This is a genomic window from Pseudomonas sp. T8, assembly GCF_024610635.1.
Taxonomy (GTDB): domain Bacteria; phylum Pseudomonadota; class Gammaproteobacteria; order Pseudomonadales; family Pseudomonadaceae; genus Aquipseudomonas; species Aquipseudomonas chlororaphis_I.
On sequence record NZ_CP102374.1, the window covers coordinates 6,773,053 to 6,790,544 of the forward strand.

General features: G+C 62.4%; 16 protein-coding genes. 6 read left to right on the plus strand and 10 right to left on the minus strand.

All coding sequences use genetic code 11. The features are described from left to right. The first annotated feature begins 308 nt into the window (after positions 1 to 308). From NRG23_RS30750 to NRG23_RS30775, 6 genes are all read left to right on the plus strand, one after another. Positions 309 to 1,403 (plus strand): ABC transporter ATP-binding protein, encoded by a 1,095-nt coding sequence (locus NRG23_RS30750; protein ID WP_009049798.1) that lies wholly within the window; start codon positions 309 to 311, stop codon positions 1,401 to 1,403. Continuing rightward, a complete protein-coding gene (locus tag NRG23_RS30755; RefSeq protein WP_016701904.1) occupies positions 1,403 to 2,518 on the plus strand; it encodes an ABC transporter ATP-binding protein in 1,116 nt (371 codons plus the stop codon). The genes NRG23_RS30750 and NRG23_RS30755 overlap by 1 nt, the downstream gene beginning before the upstream one ends. After that, a complete protein-coding gene (locus NRG23_RS30760; RefSeq protein WP_009049796.1) occupies positions 2,515 to 3,381 on the plus strand; it encodes a carbohydrate ABC transporter permease in 867 nt (288 codons plus the stop codon). The genes NRG23_RS30755 and NRG23_RS30760 overlap by 4 nt, the downstream gene beginning before the upstream one ends. 11 nt (positions 3,382 to 3,392) lie before the next feature. Next, positions 3,393 to 4,193 carry a carbohydrate ABC transporter permease gene (locus NRG23_RS30765; protein WP_007929618.1) on the plus strand — a complete coding sequence of 267 codons (801 nt, stop codon included), beginning with the start codon at positions 3,393 to 3,395 and terminating at the stop codon, positions 4,191 to 4,193. Between the two features lie 10 nt (positions 4,194 to 4,203). Next, a complete protein-coding gene (locus tag NRG23_RS30770; RefSeq protein WP_009049795.1) occupies positions 4,204 to 4,476 on the plus strand; it encodes a DUF2160 domain-containing protein in 273 nt (90 codons plus the stop codon). A gap of 163 nt (positions 4,477 to 4,639) precedes the next feature. Further along, positions 4,640 to 6,382 carry an ABC transporter substrate-binding protein gene (locus NRG23_RS30775; protein ID WP_257373220.1) on the plus strand — a complete coding sequence of 581 codons (1,743 nt, stop codon included), beginning with the start codon at positions 4,640 to 4,642 and terminating at the stop codon, positions 6,380 to 6,382. A 165-nt stretch (positions 6,383 to 6,547) separates the two neighbouring features. On the opposite strand, the gene NRG23_RS30780 is transcribed toward NRG23_RS30775, so the two are convergent. From NRG23_RS30780 to nuoG, 10 genes are all read right to left on the minus strand, one after another. Further along, positions 6,548 to 6,862 (minus strand): DNA-binding transcriptional regulator, encoded by a 315-nt coding sequence (locus NRG23_RS30780; protein WP_009049793.1) that lies wholly within the window; start codon positions 6,860 to 6,862, stop codon positions 6,548 to 6,550. After that, positions 6,852 to 7,202, minus strand: coding sequence for a toxin (locus NRG23_RS30785; RefSeq protein ID WP_038636757.1), 351 nt, complete (start codon positions 7,200 to 7,202; stop codon positions 6,852 to 6,854). The genes NRG23_RS30780 and NRG23_RS30785 overlap by 11 nt, the downstream gene beginning before the upstream one ends. A gap of 246 nt (positions 7,203 to 7,448) precedes the next feature. After that, positions 7,449 to 8,912 (minus strand): NADH-quinone oxidoreductase subunit NuoN, encoded by a 1,464-nt coding sequence (gene nuoN, locus NRG23_RS30790; protein WP_007929613.1) that lies wholly within the window; start codon positions 8,910 to 8,912, stop codon positions 7,449 to 7,451. A 7-nt stretch (positions 8,913 to 8,919) separates the two neighbouring features. Next, a complete protein-coding gene (gene nuoM, locus NRG23_RS30795) occupies positions 8,920 to 10,452 on the minus strand; it encodes an NADH-quinone oxidoreductase subunit M (protein ID WP_009049790.1) in 1,533 nt (510 codons plus the stop codon). Between the two features lie 39 nt (positions 10,453 to 10,491). Then, entirely contained in the window at positions 10,492 to 12,345 is a 1,854-nt protein-coding gene (gene nuoL, locus NRG23_RS30800; protein WP_009049789.1) for an NADH-quinone oxidoreductase subunit L, read from the minus strand. Next, positions 12,342 to 12,650, minus strand: a complete 309-nt coding sequence (gene nuoK, locus NRG23_RS30805) for an NADH-quinone oxidoreductase subunit NuoK (RefSeq protein WP_023964387.1) — start codon at positions 12,648 to 12,650, stop codon at positions 12,342 to 12,344. Before nuoK ends, nuoL begins: the two co-directional genes overlap by 4 nt. Before the next feature lie 13 nt (positions 12,651 to 12,663). Further along, the gene (nuoJ, locus tag NRG23_RS30810) at positions 12,664 to 13,164 is read right to left on the minus strand and encodes an NADH-quinone oxidoreductase subunit J (protein ID WP_009049787.1); all 501 of its coding nucleotides are present in this window, start codon (positions 13,162 to 13,164) and stop codon (positions 12,664 to 12,666) included. A gap of 9 nt (positions 13,165 to 13,173) precedes the next feature. Continuing rightward, positions 13,174 to 13,722, minus strand: coding sequence for an NADH-quinone oxidoreductase subunit NuoI (gene nuoI / locus NRG23_RS30815; protein WP_003223795.1), 549 nt, complete (start codon positions 13,720 to 13,722; stop codon positions 13,174 to 13,176). A gap of 11 nt (positions 13,723 to 13,733) precedes the next feature. Beyond that, the gene (nuoH, locus tag NRG23_RS30820; RefSeq protein ID WP_007929607.1) at positions 13,734 to 14,741 is read right to left on the minus strand and encodes an NADH-quinone oxidoreductase subunit NuoH; all 1,008 of its coding nucleotides are present in this window, start codon (positions 14,739 to 14,741) and stop codon (positions 13,734 to 13,736) included. Beyond that, positions 14,738 to 17,452: an NADH-quinone oxidoreductase subunit NuoG gene (gene nuoG / locus NRG23_RS30825; protein ID WP_038633648.1), complete on the minus strand. Its 2,715-nt coding sequence runs from the start codon at positions 17,450 to 17,452 to the stop codon at positions 14,738 to 14,740. The genes nuoH and nuoG overlap by 4 nt, the downstream gene beginning before the upstream one ends. Between the last annotated feature and the right edge of the window lie 40 nt (positions 17,453 to 17,492).

The window sequence follows — 17,492 nt, forward strand, 5'->3', positions numbered from 1 at the left end:
CGCTTTTATTGTTGTTATTGGCGTATGGCCTGGCCTTTGTAGTTGCAGCCCGCGGCAGCGGCTACAAGAAGCAATCTTGCCGGCAAAAACGTCCATCCAGTGTTGTTCACTCTTGTTCATTGTCAACCGCCGGACTGTTCAGTTGTTCAGTGCGGGTTGTTCATTTCTGTTCAGCTATGAACCCGCGGATAACCTGTCTTGGAATAAATATCAGGCTTATCAGTGGCTTGGTGTGCTGCCGCGGTTCTGGCACGAAAGTCGCTCTGCTGCTCCGGTCGCTTGACTCCAATAATAAAAAAGGCCGAGCCATGTCATTAACGCTGGAACACGTCAGCCGTGTCGTCGAGGGCCAGACCTGGATCGATGACATCTCGCTGCGCTTTGAACCCGGTTCCTTCAATGTCCTGCTGGGACGTACGCTGTCCGGCAAGACCAGCCTGATGCGCTTGATCGCCGGGCTCGACAAGCCCGCCAGCGGACGCATCCTGATGAATGGCGTGGACGTCACCGGGCGCCCGGTGCGGCTGCGCAACGTGTCGATGGTCTATCAGCAGTTCATCAACTACCCGACCATGACCGTGTTCGAGAACATCGCCTCGCCGCTGCGCCAGGCCGGTGTCGCCGCGCAACTGATCGAGAGCAAGGTGCTGGAGACGGCGAAGATGCTGCGGATCGAGAAGTTCCTGCAGCGCCATCCGCTGGAGCTGTCCGGCGGCCAGCAGCAGCGCACGGCGATGGCCCGCGCGCTGGTCAAGGATGCCGAGCTGATCCTGTTCGACGAGCCGTTGGTCAACCTCGACTACAAGCTGCGTGAAGAGCTGCGCCAGGAGATGCGCGAGCTGTTCCAGGCCCGCCACACCATCGCCATCTACGCCACCACCGAGCCCAACGAGGCGCTGGCTTTGGGCGGCACTACCACCATTCTCCATGAGGGGCGCCTGGTGCAGAGCGGCAAGACCGCCGAGGTCTATCACCAGCCCCAGACGGTGCTGGCCGCCGAGCTGTTCTCCGAACCGCCGATCAACCTGATGCCGGGGCGCATCGCGGGCAATGAAGTGAGCTTCGCCAACTTCGTGCACTTTCCGCTGAACGTCGATCTGCGCCCGGTCGGCGAGGGTGAGTTCCGCTTTGGCGTGCGTCCCAGCCATATCTCCCTGGTGCCGAGCAACGACGACGACCTGGAGCTGGCGGTGACCGTCGAGGTCGCGGAAATCAGCGGCTCGGAAACCTTCCTGCATGTGCGCAACGAACAATTCCTGTTGGTGCTGCACTTGCCCGGCGTGCACGAATATGACGTCGACGCGCCGATCCGCATTTATATCCCCACCCACAAACTGTTCGTCTTCGATGCCCAGGGCCGTCTGGTCCAGGCGCCGGGGCGACGCGTCGCGAGGGTTGCCTGATGGCCGAGATCCGTTTGCACAACCTCGCCCACAGTTACACCAGCACTCCGGCTGGTCCCGAGGACTATGCGATCCGCGAGATGAACCACATCTGGGAGCAGGGCGGCGCCTATGCCTTGCTCGGGCCGTCCGGCTGCGGCAAGTCGACCTTGCTCAATATCATTTCCGGGCTGCTCAGCCCGTCCCAGGGGCAGGTGCTGTTCGACACCCGGGTGGTCAACGAGCTGACTCCCGAGAAGCGCAATATCGCCCAGGTTTTCCAGTTCCCGGTGGTCTACGACACCATGACGGTGTTCGACAACCTGGCCTTCCCGCTGCGCAACCAGGGCATGGCCGAGGCCAAGGTGCACAGCAAGGTGCAGGAGATCGCCGAGGTCCTCGACCTGCAGGCGCTGTTGAGCAAGAAGGCGCGCAACCTCAGTGCCGACGAAAAGCAGAAGGTCTCGATGGGCCGCGGCCTGGTGCGCGACGACGTGTCGGCGATCCTGTTCGACGAGCCGCTGACAGTGATCGACCCGCACCTGAAGTGGAAGCTGCGGCGCAAGCTCAAGCAGATCCACGAGCAGTTCAACATCACCATGGTCTACGTCACCCACGACCAGCTCGAAGCCTCGACCTTCGCCGACAAGATCGCGGTGATGTACGGCGGGCAGATCGTCCAGTTCGGCACCCCGCGGGAGCTGTTCGAGCGACCGAGCCACACCTTCGTCGGCTACTTCATCGGCAGCCCGGGGATGAACCTGATCGAGGTCCGGGCAGAGGCCGGCGGTGTCAGGTTCGCCGGCACCCATCTGGCACTGCCCGAGGCCTTGCAGCAGCGGATCGCCGAGAGCGATTACCAGAGCCTGAAAGTCGGTATCCGCCCGGAATTCATCCATGTCTGGGACGAGCCTTACGAGGAGGCGCTGCAGGCCGACGTGGTCCACATCGAGGACCTGGGCACCTACAAGATCATGACCCTGAACCTCGACGGCGCGGTGTTAAAAGTGCGCCTGGCCGAAGACAAGCCAGTGCCGCAGGGCAGGGCCTGCATCAGCTTCCCCGCGCAGTGGCTGATGGTCTACGCCGACGAATACCTGCTGGAGGCCCACGCCACGAACGAGGTTCAGCCATGAACAAAGTGCAGAACAACAAGGCCTGGTGGCTGGTATTGCCGGTGTTCCTGCTGGTGGCCTTCAGTGCGGTGATCCCGATGATGACCGTGGTCAACTACTCGGTGCAGGACATCTTCGACCAGTCCAGCCGCTATTTCGTCGGCGCCGACTGGTACCGCCAGGTGCTGCTCGACCCGCGCCTGCACGACTCGTTGCTGCGCCAGTTCATCTATTCGGCCTGTGTGCTGCTGATCGAGATTCCCTTGGGAATAGCCATCGCCCTGACCATGCCGAGCAAGGGGCGCTGGTCGTCGGTGGTGCTGATCATCCTCGCCATTCCGTTGCTGATCCCGTGGAACGTGGTGGGCACCATCTGGCAGATCTTCGGCCGCGCCGACATCGGCCTGATGGGCTCGGCGCTGAATGCCCTGGGCATCAATTACAACTATGCGGCCAACACCATGGATGCCTGGGTCACGGTGCTGGTGATGGACGTGTGGCACTGGACCTCGCTGGTGGCGCTGCTGTGCTACTCGGGGCTGCGGGCGATCCCGGACGTGTACTACCAGGCGGCGCGCATTGACCGGGCGTCGAACTGGGCAGTGTTCCGGCATATCCAGTTGCCGAAGATGAAAAGCGTGCTGCTGATCGCGGTGATGCTGCGCTTCATGGACAGCTTCATGATCTACACCGAGCCGTTCGTGCTCACCGGCGGCGGGCCGGGCAACGCCACCACCTTCCTCAGCCAGACCCTGACCCAGATGGCGATCGGTCAGTTCGACCTGGGCCCGGCCGCGGCGTTCTCCCTGGTGTACTTCCTGATCATCCTGCTGGTGTCCTGGCTGTTCTACACCGCCATGACCCACTCCGACGCCAATCGCTGAGGACGGCCGCCATGACCAAGCGCAAGCTGATACCGCTGCTGATCTACATCCTGTTCCTGCTGGTGCCGATCTACTGGTTGCTGAACATGTCGTTCAAGAGCAACAACGAGATCCTCGGCAGCCTGACCCTGTGGCCCCAGGACTTCACCTGGCACAACTACAAGGTGATCTTCACCGACCCCAGCTGGTACACCGGCTACCTCAACTCGCTGTATTACGTCAGCCTGAACACGGTGATTTCCCTGAGTGTGGCACTGCCGGCGGCCTATGCGTTCTCGCGCTACCGCTTCCTCGGCGACAAGCACCTGTTCTTCTGGCTGCTGACCAACCGCATGGCGCCGCCGGCGGTGTTCCTGCTGCCGTTCTTCCAGCTGTATTCGTCCATCGGCCTGTTCGATACGCACATTGCCGTGGCCCTGGCCCACTGCCTGTTCAACGTGCCGCTGGCGGTGTGGATTCTCGAAGGCTTCATGTCCGGGGTGCCGAAGGAAATCGACGAGACCGCCTACATCGACGGCTACAGCTTTCCCAAGTTCTTCGTGAAGATCTTCGTCCCGCTGATCGGCTCGGGGATCGGCGTGACGGCGTTCTTCTGCTTCATGTTTTCCTGGGTCGAGCTGCTGCTGGCGCGGACCCTGACCTCGGTGAACGCCAAGCCGATCGCCGCGGTGATGACCCGCACCGTGTCCGCCTCCGGTATCGACTGGGGTGTGCTGGCGGCGGCCGGGGTGCTGACCATCCTGCCGGGCATGCTGGTGATCTGGTTTGTTCGCAACCATGTGGCCAAGGGCTTCGCCCTGGGCCGGGTATGAGGATCCGTTGATGGAATGGATGAACTGGACCGCCCCGACGGCGGCATTCTTCGGTGTCATTGCCTTGATCCTGCTGGGCATGACCACGTGGGAATTACGTTCGCCGAGCATCCCTCGGCGCGGCTTCCTGCCGATTGCCACCACCCGTGGCGATCGCCTGTTTATCGGTCTTCTCGGCAGCGCCTACCTGCATCTGCTGGTAATCGGCGTCACCGACTGGAGCATCTGGGTGGCGTTCGTGCTGTCCCTGGTGTGGCTGTTGGCTGTGATGCGTTGGGGCTAATGCTGATACCCATTCCTGTAGGAGCGAGCTTGCTCGCGAAGAATTCCAGCGCGCCGCGTACAGGCTGGTTCTACGCGTCATCGTTAGCGACCTTCGCGAGCAAGCTCGCTCCTACAGGGAGGTATTGGTATCGGTCCTCTTTGAACTTAACCGGGAGGTCTCTATGTTCGACAAAAACAATAAGCTGCGACATAGCGTTTCATTGGCGGCCATGCTGGCTCTGAGCGGCTTGAGCGCGACGGCCTGGGCCGACGCCTATGAGGACGCCGCGAAAAAATGGATCGGCAGCGAGTTCAAGCCATCCACCCTGACTGCGGAACAACAGCTGGAAGAGCTGAAGTGGTTTATCAAGGCGTCCGAGCCGTTTCGCGGGATGAAGATCAACGTGGTCTCTGAGACCATCGCCACCCATGAATACGAGTCCAAGGTGCTGGCCAAGGCCTTCAGTGAAATCACCGGGATCAAGCTGACCCACGACCTGCTGCAGGAAGGCGACGTGGTGGAGAAGCTGCAGACCCAGATGCAGTCGGACAAGAACATCTATGACGGCTGGGTCAACGACTCCGACCTGATCGGCACGCACTTTCGTTACGGCAAGACCGAATCCATCACCGACCTGATGGCCAACGAGGGCAAGGACTACACCTCGCCAACCCTGGACATCAAGGACTTCATCGGCATCTCCTTCACCACCGCGCCGGACGGCAAGATCTATCAGCTGCCCGACCAGCAGTTCGCCAACCTGTACTGGTTCCGAGCCGACTGGTTCGAGCGTGCCGACCTGAAAGCCAAGTTCAAGGAGAAATACGGCTACGAGCTGGGTGTGCCGGTGAACTGGTCGGCCTATGAGGACATCGCCAAGTTCTTCAGCGAGGACGTCAAGGAGATCGACGGCAAGCGGGTCTACGGGCATATGGACTACGGCAAGAAGGACCCGTCCCTGGGGTGGCGCTTCACCGATGCCTGGTTCTCCATGGCCGGCGGCGGCGACAAGGGCTTGCCCAACGGTTTGCCGGTGGACGAGTGGGGGATCCGCGTCGAGGATTGCCATCCGGTGGGCTCCAGCGTGACCCGCGGCGGCGACACCAACGGCCCGGCGGCGGTGTTCGCCACCACCAAGTACGTCGACTGGATGAAAAAGTACGCGCCACCGGAAGCGGCGGGCATGACCTTCTCCGAATCCGGGCCGGTGCCGTCCCAGGGCAATATCGCCCAGCAGATCTTCTGGTACACCGCCTTCACCGCCGACATGACCAAGCCGGGCCTGCCGGTGATGAACGCCGACGGCACGCCGAAATGGCGCATGGCGCCGTCGCCCAAGGGGCCGTACTGGGAGGAGGGCATGAAGCTGGGGTATCAGGACGCCGGTTCCTGGACCTTCCTCAAGTCCACTCCGGAGAAACAGAAACTCGCGGCCTGGCTCTATGCCCAGTTCGTGACCTCGAAAACCGTGTCGCTGAAGAAAACCATCATCGGCCTGACACCGATCCGCGAGTCGGACATCAACTCCCAGGCGATGACCGACCTGGCGCCGAAACTCGGTGGCCTGGTGGAGTTCTATCGCAGTCCGGCCCGCGTGCAGTGGACGCCGACCGGCACCAACGTGCCGGACTATCCACGCCTGGCACAGCTGTGGTGGAGCCATATCGCCGAAGCGGCCAGCGGCGAGAAAACCCCGCAACAGGCACTCGATGGCCTGGCCAAGGACCAGGACGCAATCATGACCCGGCTCGAGCGCTCGAAAGCCCAGGCCACCTGCGCCCCGAAAATGAACCCCGAGCGCGACGCGCAATACTGGTTCGACCAACCGGGCGCGCCGAAACCGAAACTGGCCAACGAGAAACCCCAGGGCGAGACCGTGAGCTACAACGAACTGCTCAAGTCGTGGGAGGCGGCGCGCAAGTAAGGTTGTGGATCGGTAATGCGCAACGGCACCTTCGGGTGCCGTTCTGTTTTGGGAGCTGTAGTGCCCGGACCATTGTTATCGCGGGCAAGCCTCGCTCCTACAGAAGAAGGTGATCCGTCGGAGCGAGGCTTGCCCGCGATGACGTCCTCGAACCAGCGCAGACCTTCAGGCCAGTGCTGCCAGCCGCTCCACCGTATCGGGAAAACGCTGTACCAGGCGGATCAGGGTGGTGGCCTGAGCGTTGGGTTTTGCCCGTCCTTGCTCCCAGTTCTCCAGGGTCCGAGTATTGGTGCGCAGGTACATGGCAAATACCGATCTGGACAGGTTCAACTGCTCGCGCACGGCCAGCACTTCTTCAGCGGTGATCGGGAGCAGCGCGTTCAGCTTGACCTTGTAGGTGCGCAGCGTGAGCTTGCCTTGGCGCTCTTTGGCCAGGGCGTCGAAACCTTCGACCAGTTCGGAAAAGATGTCACGTTTCATGATGGGTTCTCGCCTCGACTTCTCTGTTCAGCAGTTGCTTGAGCAGTTTTTTCTGATGGGGTGTCAGGTCGTTCTGCTCGTTCTTTGCGTAAAGGGTGAAGAGCCAGAATTGGGCGTCTCCGGACCACCAGTAATAAATCACCCGGATCCCGCCGCGTTTGCCCTTGTGCCGTCGCTCATCGACAAAGCGGATCTTGCGCAAGCCATCGGTTCTCTCGATGAGATCTCCGGCTTCGGGGGCTTTCAGCAACTCAAGCTGCAAATTACGAAAAAGCTCGTCGTCCAGGTAGTCCTGTCGATGGCGTTGGAACGGGGGCAGCTCAATAAAAAGTGCGCCCATGATCTGTACGTGATCTGCGTATATTTTTGGTTGAATGGGTCGAGAGGTCAAGGCGTTGCGCATGGCGCTCGTCGCCTTTTAATGACCTTAGACTTGGCAATCAGGATGAGACGTAGGACGCGTCTTTAAAGCCTGAAAGGCAATTCCTTTCAGGTGGCAGGAGGAAGGGCAGGGCGGTTTTTCTTCGGAAAACAAAACGGCGCCCGAAGGCGCCGTCTTGTTTTGCTGCGGATCGTTCTTGAGCGATCAGCCCGCCAGACCGGATTGCTGGACCAGGATCAGCAGCGGTTGTGGGTAGACGCCGAGGAAGAACGCCAGGACCGCGATGGCCAGCAGCATCACGCCGCCGGCTTTCTGTTCCCAGTGCAGCTGGGCGTCGACGCGGCGCAGGTTCGGCTCGATCAGGTACAGGGTGACCATGACGCGCAGGTAGTAGAACACGCCGATGGCGCTGCCCAGGACCAGGGAACCGACCAGCCACCATTGGTGCGCTTCGACACCGGTGGCGATGATGTAGAACTTGCCAATGAAGCCCGCGGTCAGCGGGATACCGGCCAGGGACAGCATCATCACGGTCAGTACCGCGGTCAGGTACGGACGACGCCAGAACAGGCCGCGGTACTCGTACAGGGCATCCGCATCGCGACCCTTGTAAGGCGAGGACATCAGGGTGATCACGCCGAAGGCGCCGAGGCTGGTGATCACGTAGGTGACCAGGTAGACGCCGATGGCTTCCATCGCCAGGCCCTTGCTCGCCACCAGGGCGATCAGCAGGTAACCGAAGTGGGCGATGGACGAGTAACCCAGCAGACGCTTGAGGTTGCTCTGGGTCAGCGCCAGCAGGTTACCGAACAGGATCGAGGCAATCGCGATCAGGGTCAGCACGGTGTTCAGGACACCGCTGCTGGCTACCGGCGAGATCTGGAACAGACGCACCATCACCGCGAACACCGCCACCTTGCTCGCGGTGGCCAGGAAGGCCGCCACAGGCGCCGGAGCCCCTTCGTAGACGTCCGGGGTCCACAGGTGGAAGGGCACCAGCGACAGCTTGAACGCCAGGCCGATCAGCATCATGCCCAGGCCCAGTTGGGCCAGCGGGCTAGGCAGGCCGGTCGCGGCCAGGGCCTGACCGATGCCGTTGAAGCTCAGGCTGCCGGCTTCGGCGTAGAGCAGGGCCATGCCGAACAGCAGGAACGCGGAACCGGCGGCCGACAGCACCATGTACTTGATGCCGGCTTCCAGCGAACGCTTGTTGAAGAAGGCATAAGCCACCAGGCCGTAGACCGGTACCGAGAGCAGCTCCAGGCCGATGAACAAGCCGGCCAGGTGTTGCGCGCTGACCAGGACCAGGCCACCGGCGGCGGCCATCAGGATCAGCAGGTACAGCTCTTCGCGGTTGCCCGGGTAGCCGGTGCCGCCGTCGCCCAGGTAGGCGTGGGCGAGGGTGACGCAGGCCAGGGTGGCCACCAGGATCAGCGCCATGTACAGGCAGGCGAACTGGTCGATCTGCAGCAATGGAGTCACCGCCAGAGGGGTGACTTTCAGGGCCGGCAGGATCGACAGCAACGCCAGGTTCAGACCGGCGACCGACAGCAGGAAGGTTTGCGAATGGTTGCGACGCCAGGCGATAGCCAGCATCACCACAATGATGGTGAGGCTGGTGATCAACAGCGGCGCAAGCGCGATAAAGTGTTGAATCGTAAAGTCCATAGCGCTCTTACCGGGCCGAAGCGAGTTGAGTGAAGGCGGTGCCGAGCCATTGCTGCACGCCACTCATCGTGGCGGCAGAGGTATCGAGGAACGGTTGCGGGTAGATGCCGATGTAGATCAGCAGCGCCGCCAGGCCGACCACCATGATCAGTTCGCGAGCGTCCATGCCGTGCAGGACCGCGTCCGACTTGGCCGGGCCGAAGTAGGCGCGGTGAATCATGATCAGCGAATAGACCGAACCGAACACCAGGCCGGAAGTCGCGAGCACGGTGACCCATGGCGCGCTGGCGAAGGTACCGATCAGGATCAGGAATTCGCCGACGAAGTTACCGGTCGCCGGCAAGCCCAGCGAGGCTGCTGCGAAGAACAGGCTGATGGCTGGCAGGTAGGCGATCTTCGACCACAGGCCACCCATTTCACGCATGTCGCGGGTGTGGGTGCGTTCGTACAACTGGCCGCACAGGATAAAGAGTGCCGCTGCCGACAGACCGTGAGCCAGCATCTGGATCACCGCGCCCTGCAGGGCCAGCTGGCTGCCGGAGTAGATGCCGATCAGCACGAAGCCCATGTGCGAAACGCTGGAGAATGCCACCAGGCGCTTGATGTCGGTCTGGGCGAAGGCCAGGAAGGCACCGTAGAAGATCCCGATCAGACCCAGGGTCATGGCGATTGGTGCGAACTCGGCCGAGGCGTTCGGGAACAGCGGCAGGGCGAAGCGCAGCAGGCCATAGGCCGCGGTCTTCAGCAGGATCCCCGCGAGGTCCACGGAACCCGCGGTCGGTGCCTGGGCGTGGGCATCGGGCAGCCAGGAGTGGAACGGCACCACTGGCAGCTTCACCGCGAAGGCGATGAAGAAACCGAGCATCAGCACGTACTCGGTGGTGGTCGACATCTTGGTCTTCAACAGGTCGGCGTAGTTGAAGGTAATCACGCCGGTGTCGTTGAAGTTGACCAGCACCAGACCGAGGATCGCCACCAGCATGATCAGACCGGAAGCCTGAGTGAAGATGAAGAACTTGGTCGCGGCGTAGATCCGGGTTTTCTTGCCATCCGAAGAACTGTGACCCCAGAGCGCGATGAGGAAGTACATCGGCACCAGCATCATTTCCCAGAAGAAGAAGAACATGAACAGGTCGAGGGCGAGGAACACGCCGACGACACCGCCCAGGATCCACATCAGGTTCAGGTGGAAGAAGCCCACGTGACGCTGGATCTCTTTCCAGGAGCAGAGGACGGAAAGCACGCCCAGGAGGCCGGTCAGCAGGATCATCAACAGCGACAGGCCGTCGAGGGCCAGGTGCACGTTGATGCCGAAGCGCTCGATCCAGACGTGCTTGAACTCCAGGGTCCAGGTCGGATCGGCGCCAGGCGCCGGAGCGAGTGAATAGTCGCCGTGGGCCCACAGCCAGAGGCCGAGGCTGAGCAGCAGGGACATGGTGATCAGCGCAATCCAGCGGGGGAGGGTGGCGCCGAAGCGCTCACCCATCCAGCACAGCAGGCCGCCGATGAAGGGGATCAGGATTAGCCAAGGCAGAATCATGACGGGCTCAATTCCTTTCGCAAGTTCGCAAGGTTCATATCAGACCGCTACCAGCACGACGGCGCCGATAACCAGCACGGCACCAGCAGCCATCGAGGCGGCGTACCAACGCAGTTGACCGGTTTCCGTACGGCTCAGGGAGTTGTGGCCCCCTTTGGCCAGGCGCGGGATCAGACCGATGGTCTGGTCGAGCGGGTCTTTGCGCAGTACATGGCTGATCGCCAGATATGGTTTGACGAACAGTTTGTCGTAGATCCAGTCGAAGCCCCAGGCAGCGAACCACCAGGCCGAGAGGAGGCGGCCGATGCCGCTGTTGGCGATGGCGGTAACGAAGCGACGCTTGCCGAGGAACAGCAGCGCGGCCAGCAGGATACCGGCGATGGCGATGGCGCCGGACGCGAGTTCCAGGCTGTGCTTGGCTTCGCCGCCGGCATGGCCGACGCTGAGTGGCAGCACACCGTGCAGCGGTGGGGTGATCATGGCGCCGACGGCGGTCGACAGAACGATCAGCACCGACAGCGGCAGCCAGTGGCTGATGCCGTGGCCGGCGTGGGCTTCGGTCTTGGCTTCACCGTGGAAGGTGATGAAGATCAGGCGGAAGGTGTACAGCGAGGTCATGAAGGCCCCCACCAGACCGGCATACAGCAGGCCATGGTTACCGCTGGCGAAGGCTTCCCAGAGGATCTCGTCCTTGGAGTAGAAACCGGCGGTGACCAGTGGCAGGGCCGCCAGGGCCGCGCCGCCGACGATGAAGCTGGCGTAGGCCAGCGGCAGTTTCTTCCACAGGCCGCCCATCTTGAAGATGTTCTGCTCGTGGTGGCAGGCAACGATCACCGCACCGGAGGCAAGGAACAGCAGGGCCTTGAAGAAGGCGTGGGTCATCAGGTGGAAGATCGCGCCGTCCCAGGCGCCAACGCCCAGGGCCAGGAACATGTAGCCGATCTGGCTCATGGTCGAGTAGGCGAGGATCCGCTTGATGTCGGTCTGTACCAGCGCGGCGAAGCCGGCCAGCACCAGGGTCACGCCACCGACGACGCCCACCAGGTGCAGGATGTCCGGCGCCAGGGCGAACAGGCCGTGGGTACGGGCGATCAGGTAGACACCGGCGGTCACCATGGTTGCGGCGTGGATCAGTGCCGAAACCGGGGTAGGACCGGCCATCGCATCCGCCAGCCAGGTCTGCAGCGGCAGCTGGGCGGATTTACCGACCGCGCCACCCAGCAGCATCAGGGTCGCCAGGACGATCCAGAAGTCGCCGGCCTGGAACTTCGCAGGCGCCGCGACCAGCAGTTGCTGGATGTTCAGCGTACCCAGCTGCTGGAACAGGATGAACAGGCCGATGGCCATGAACACGTCGCCGATGCGGGTGACGATGAAGGCCTTGAGTGCCGCGTTACCGTTGTTGCGGTTGCTGTAGTAGAAACCGATCAGCAGGTACGAACACAGGCCCACGCCTTCCCAGCCGAAGTACAGGAACAACAGGTCGTCGCCGAGCACCAGGAACAGCATGCTGGCGATGAACAGGTTGGTGTAGGCGAAGAAGCGCGAGTAACCGTCTTCACCGCGCATGTACCAGGACGCGAACAGGTGGATCAGGAAACCCACGCCCACCACCACGCCGAGCATGGTCACGGACAGGCCGTCCAGGTACAGGGCGAAGGTTGGCTTGAAGTCGCCAACGGTCATCCACTGCCACAGCACCTGGGTGTAGTGGCCACCTTCCGGCGGAGCGACATTGAATTGCCAGATCACATAAGCCGCGACAATCGCCGACAGGCCAACGGAGCCGACACCGATCAGGGCGGCGAGGTTTTCCGAGAGGCGTCCACGGGAGAACGACAGCAGCAGAAAACCGATCAGGGGGAACAGGAAAGTCAGATAGAGAAGGTTCATCCGCGCATCTCGCTGGCAGCGTCGATATCGAGAGTGTGGAAGCGGCGATACAGCTGCAACAGGATCGCCAGGCCAATACTGGCCTCGGCGGCTGCCAGGCTGATCACCAGGATGAACATGACCTGTCCATCCGGCTGCGCCCAGCGGCTACCGGCGACGATGAAGGCCAGGGCGGAGGCGTTCATCATCACCTCCAGGCTCATCAGCACGAAGAGAATGTTGCGGCGCACCATCAGGCCGACCAGGCCGAGGCAGAACAGGATGCCGGCAACGGCCATGCCATGCTCCAGAGGGATAGTTCCGATAGTAGGCATGGTCTTACTCCTTCGCCTCGTTGCGGCCCAGGTGGAACGCCGTGACGGCTGCGGCGAGCAGCAGCATCGAGGCGAGTTCGACCACCAGCAGATAAGGACCGAACAGGCTGATGCCCACGGCCTTGGCGTCTACGGTGGTGTGGCCGATACCGGTACCGCTCTGGTGGCTGAACAGCACGTACAGCAGTTCCACCAGCAGCAGGGCGGCGAGCACCACCGGCCCGAGCCAGATCCCCGGCTTGAGCCAGATGCGTTCCTGCTGAACCGAGGCGGGGCCCAGGTTCAGCATCATCACCACGAACACGAACAGCACCATGATGGCGCCGGCATAGGCGATCACTTCCAGCACGCCGGCGAACGGTGCGCCGAGGCTGAAGAACGTCATCGCCACGGCGATCAGCGAAATGATCAGGTAGAGCAGGGCGTGCACAGGGTTGGTGTTGGTCACCACGCGTAGCGTGGAGACAACGGCGACACCTGACGCGAAATAGAAAGCGAATTCCATCTTTCTTCCTTAAGGCAGCAAGCTCTTCACGTTGATCGGCTCGGCTTCGTTTTGCGCGGAGCCTTTTGGCTTTCCGGCAATGGCCATACCTGCAACACGATAGAAGTTGTAATCAGGGTTCTTTCCGGGACCGGAGATCAGCAGATCTTCTTTCTCGTAAACCAGGTCCTGACGTTTGAACTCGGCCATCTCGAAATCCGGGGTCAGCTGGATCGCGGTGGTCGGGCAGGCTTCCTCGCAGAGGCCGCAGAAGATGCAACGCGAGAAGTTGATGCGGAAGAAGTCCGGGTACCAGCGACCGTCTTCGGTTTCAGCTTTCTGCAGCGAGATGCAACCCACCGGGCACGCCACGGCGCACAGGTTGCAGGCTACGCAACGCTCTTCGCCATCGGGGTCGCGGGTCAGTACGATGCGGCCACGGTAGCGGGGCGGCAGGTAGACCGGCTCTTCCGGGTATTGCAGGGTGTCGCGCTTGCGAAAGCCATGGCCGAAGACCATCACCAGGCTGCGCAGTTGGGTACCAGTACCCTTAACGATGTCGCCAATATATTTGAACATGGGTCAAATCCTCACTGAACCGCGCCCGCTGGCGTGTTCAACAACACAAGCGCAGCAGTCACCAGCAAATTGATCAGGGTCAGCGGCAGGCAGAATTTCCAGCTGAAGTCCATCACCTGGTCATAACGCGGACGCGGGATGGAAGCCCGCAGCAGGATGAACAGCATGATGAAGAATGCGGTCTTCAGGGCGAACCAGACGAAGGACAGTTGCGGCAGGATGCCGAACGGACCGTGCCAGCCACCGAAGAACAGGGTGACCAGCAGTGCCGAGATCAGGATGATGCCGATGTACTCGCCAACGAAGAACATGCCCCATTTCATGCCGGCGTATTCAATGTGGTAACCGTCGGCCAGTTCCTGTTCCGCTTCCGGCTGGTCGAACGGGTGACGGTGAGTCACGGCCACGCCAGCGATGAAGAAGGTACAGAAGCCGAAGAACTGCGGAATGATGAACCACAGGTTCTGCGCCTGGTAGTCGACGATGTCGCGCATGTTGAACGAACCGACCTGGGCCACGATGCCCATCAGCGCCAGGCCCATGAACACTTCATAGGACACGGTCTGGGCCGAGGCCCGCAGGCTGCCGAGCAGGGCGAACTTGTTGTTGCTCGACCAGCCGGCGAACAGCACCGCGTAGACCGACAGGCCGGCCATGGCGAAGAAGAACAGCAGGCCGATGTTCAGGTCCGCCACACCCCAGGTCGGGGTGATCGGGATGATCGCGAACGCGATCAGCAAGGCGCTCATGGCCACGACCGGCGCCAGGGTGAAGATCACCTTGTCGGCAAACGGCGGGGTCCAGTCTTCCTTGAAGAACATCTTCAGCATGTCGGCGGCGATCTGGAACATGCCGAACGGGCCAACGCGGTTCGGACCGTAACGGTCCTGCCACCAGCCCAGCAGGCGACGCTCGACAAAGCTGAGCAGGGCACCGGCGACCACCACGGCCAGCATGATGACCAGGGCTTTGACGACCGCCAGGATCACGTCGATCACTTCAGGGGTGAACCAGGTCATTGCGCTGCCTCCTGCAGACCGTCAACGGATTTGCCAAAGAACGCCGGAGGAATGCCCGCCAGGCCGGCTGGCAGGGCCACGAGGCCAGCGCCCAGCTCGTCGTTGATGCGCAGCGGCAGACGCAGGGTCTGGCCCGCCACGCTCACGGCGAGCAGCGCGCCATCGTTGACACCCAGGCGATCGGCTTCGGACTTGGCCAGGGAAACGTAGGCGGCCGGGATGCGTTCCTGGACCGGAGCGGCTTTCGAAGAGTTCTCTTCGCTGCCGAACAGGTGGTAGAACGGCACCGCCTGCCAGGTGCCCTGGGCCGGGGAGAAGGCGCGCGGCACGCTGGCGAACCAGCCGAGGCTGTCGCCCTGGCTTTCGATCAGGCGGGTGCCCGGATCACCGGCACGCAGGTGACCACCGACTTCGTCCTGGAACTTGTTCCAGGCTTGCGGCGAGTTCCAGCCCGGCGACCAGGCGAACGGCACCTGGGAGCGTGGCTCCACGGAGCCCGAGTAACCTTCCATGGAGAAGGAGAACGCGGTGTCCTGGTCCTGCGGGGTACGTGGCTCGTGCACGCTGATGTCGGCGCGCATGGCGGTACGGCCGCTGTAACGCAGCGGTTCGCGGGCCAGCTTCAGGCCCTTGATGCGGAACGACGCCGATGGCGCGGCATCGACGATGCGCGCCAGTTGCGGGTTGCTCTGGGCGCAGGCGGCGGTCACGTGGTCCAGTTGGGTCCAGTCCACCGGCTTGTTCAGCAGGGTAGAGCGCAGGGCATGCAGCCAGCGCCAGCCTTCGTGAACCAGGATGCTGGCATCCATATAGGTCGGATCGAACACCTGGAAGAAGCGCTGGGCACGGCCCTCCTGGCTGACCAGGGTGCCGTCGCCTTCGGCGAAGCTGGCCGCTGGCAGGACCAGGTGCGCGCGATCGCTGGTGGCGGTCTTCTGGTGGTCGGCGACGATCACCACTTTCGCGGCGTTCAGCGCGGCATCGACCTTGGCGGCGTCGGTGCGGGTGTACAGATCGTTTTCCAGCACGACCAGGGCGTCGGCCTTACCGTCGATCACCGCTTGCAGCGCGGCGTCCACCGATTCGCCACCGAGCATGGCCAGGCCGAGGCTGTTGGCCTCAGGCACGATCAGGCTGATGGAGCCGTTCTTCTCGCGCAGCTTCAGGGCCTTGGCGATGTTCGCCGCGGCTTCGATCAGCGCCTTGGAACCCAGGGAGGTGCCGGCGATGATCAGTGGGCGCTTGGCGGCGAGGAGGGCGTCGGCGATGCGCTTGGCCAGTTCCTGGGCTTCGGCGTCCAGGCCTTCGACGGCCGGGGCGCTGGCGTCCAGGGCATGGGCCACGGCGAAACCGATGCGCGCCAGGTCGTCGGGAGCGGCGTGTACACACTCCTCGGCAACGTCGTCGAGCTTGGTTTCAGCCAGGCTGGCGATGAACAGCGGGTTCAGCGCGTGCTGGCCGATGTTTTTCACCGCGGCGTCGAGCCATGGCTGGACGCGCATGGCGTCGGCCATTTCTTCGGCCTTGCCCTTGACCGACTGGCGCAGGGCCAGGGCCATGCGGGCGGCGGTCTGGGTCAGGTCTTCGCCGAGGACGAACACCGCGTCGTGGTCTTCGATGTCGCGCATGGTCGGCACGGGCAGCGGGCTGCTTCTCAGCACTTGCAGGACCAGGCGGATGCGCTCCAGTTCGGCGGCTTCGATACCGCTGTAGAAGTGCTCGGCACCTACCAGTTCACGCAGGGCGTAGTTGCTTTCCAGGCTGGCGCGAGGCGAACCGATACCGACGATATTGCGGCCGCGCAGCAGGTCGGCGGCCTTGTCCAGCGCCTGGTCCAGGCTCAGCTTGGTGCCGTCGTTCAGCAGCGGCTGGCGTGGACGGTCTGTGCGGTTGACGTAGCCATAGCCGAAACGGCCACGGTCGCACAGGAAGTACTGGTTCACCGAACCGTTGTAGCGGTTCTCGATGCGGCGCAGTTCGCCGTAGCGCTCGCCCGGGGAAATGTTGCAACCGCTGGAGCAGCCATGGCAGATGCTCGGCGAGAACTGCATGTCCCATTTGCGGTTGTAGCGCTCGGAGTGAGTCTTGTCGGTGAACACACCGGTCGGGCAGACCTCGGTGAGGTTGCCGGAGAACTCGCTTTCCAGGGTGCCGTCTTCAACGCGACCGAAGTACACGTTGTCGTGGGCGCCGAACACGCCGAGGTCGGTGCCGCCGGCATAGTCCTTGTAGAAACGCACGCAACGGTAGCAGGCGATGCAGCGGTTCATCTCGTGAGCGATGAACGGGCCGAGTTCCTGGTTCTGGTGGGTACGCTTGGTGAAGCGATAACGGCGCTCGTTGTGGCCGGTCATCACGGTCATGTCTTGCAGGTGGCAGTGACCGCCTTCCTCGCAGACCGGGCAGTCGTGCGGGTGGTTGGTCATCAGCCATTCGACGACACTGGCGCGGAAGGCCTTGGATTCTTCATCGTCGATGGAGATCCAGGTGTTGTCGGTGGCGGGCGTCATGCAGGACATGACGATGCGACCACGGGTGTCGTTCTCGTCGGTGTATTGCTTGACCGCGCACTGGCGACAGGCACCGACGCTACCGAGAGCGGGGTGCCAGCAGAAATAAGGGATGTCGAGGCCTAGTGACAGACATGCCTGTAACAGGTTGTCCGCCCCATCGACTTCGAGCGCTTTGCCGTCTACGTGGATAGTGGCCATGGTTCAAAGTTCTTCGTTGGCCCGGTGTCAGCGGGCGTGG

Bases quoted from the DNA above. Each gene is read 5' to 3' on its own strand.
- NRG23_RS30750 (WP_009049798.1), top strand. From the start codon at position 309: ATGTCATTAACGCTGGAACACGTCAGCCGTGTCGTCGAGGGCCAGACC.
- nuoH (WP_007929607.1), bottom strand. From the start codon at position 14,741: ATGACCTGGTTCACCCCTGAAGTGATCGACGTGATCCTGGCGGTCGTC.
- nuoL (WP_009049789.1), bottom strand. From the start codon at position 12,345: ATGAACCTTCTCTATCTGACTTTCCTGTTCCCCCTGATCGGTTTTCTG.
- nuoJ (WP_009049787.1), bottom strand. From the start codon at position 13,164: ATGGAATTCGCTTTCTATTTCGCGTCAGGTGTCGCCGTTGTCTCCACG.
- nuoI (WP_003223795.1), bottom strand. From the start codon at position 13,722: ATGTTCAAATATATTGGCGACATCGTTAAGGGTACTGGTACCCAACTG.
- NRG23_RS30755 (WP_016701904.1), top strand. From the start codon at position 1,403: ATGGCCGAGATCCGTTTGCACAACCTCGCCCACAGTTACACCAGCACT.
- nuoN (WP_007929613.1), bottom strand. From the start codon at position 8,912: ATGGACTTTACGATTCAACACTTTATCGCGCTTGCGCCGCTGTTGATC.
- NRG23_RS30770 (WP_009049795.1), top strand. From the start codon at position 4,204: ATGGAATGGATGAACTGGACCGCCCCGACGGCGGCATTCTTCGGTGTC.
- NRG23_RS30760 (WP_009049796.1), top strand. From the start codon at position 2,515: ATGAACAAAGTGCAGAACAACAAGGCCTGGTGGCTGGTATTGCCGGTG.
- NRG23_RS30785 (WP_038636757.1), bottom strand. From the start codon at position 7,202: ATGGGCGCACTTTTTATTGAGCTGCCCCCGTTCCAACGCCATCGACAG.
- NRG23_RS30780 (WP_009049793.1), bottom strand. From the start codon at position 6,862: ATGAAACGTGACATCTTTTCCGAACTGGTCGAAGGTTTCGACGCCCTG.
- NRG23_RS30775 (WP_257373220.1), top strand. From the start codon at position 4,640: ATGTTCGACAAAAACAATAAGCTGCGACATAGCGTTTCATTGGCGGCC.
- nuoM (WP_009049790.1), bottom strand. From the start codon at position 10,452: ATGATTCTGCCTTGGCTAATCCTGATCCCCTTCATCGGCGGCCTGCTG.
- NRG23_RS30765 (WP_007929618.1), top strand. From the start codon at position 3,393: ATGACCAAGCGCAAGCTGATACCGCTGCTGATCTACATCCTGTTCCTG.
- nuoG (WP_038633648.1), bottom strand. From the start codon at position 17,452: ATGGCCACTATCCACGTAGACGGCAAAGCGCTCGAAGTCGATGGGGCG.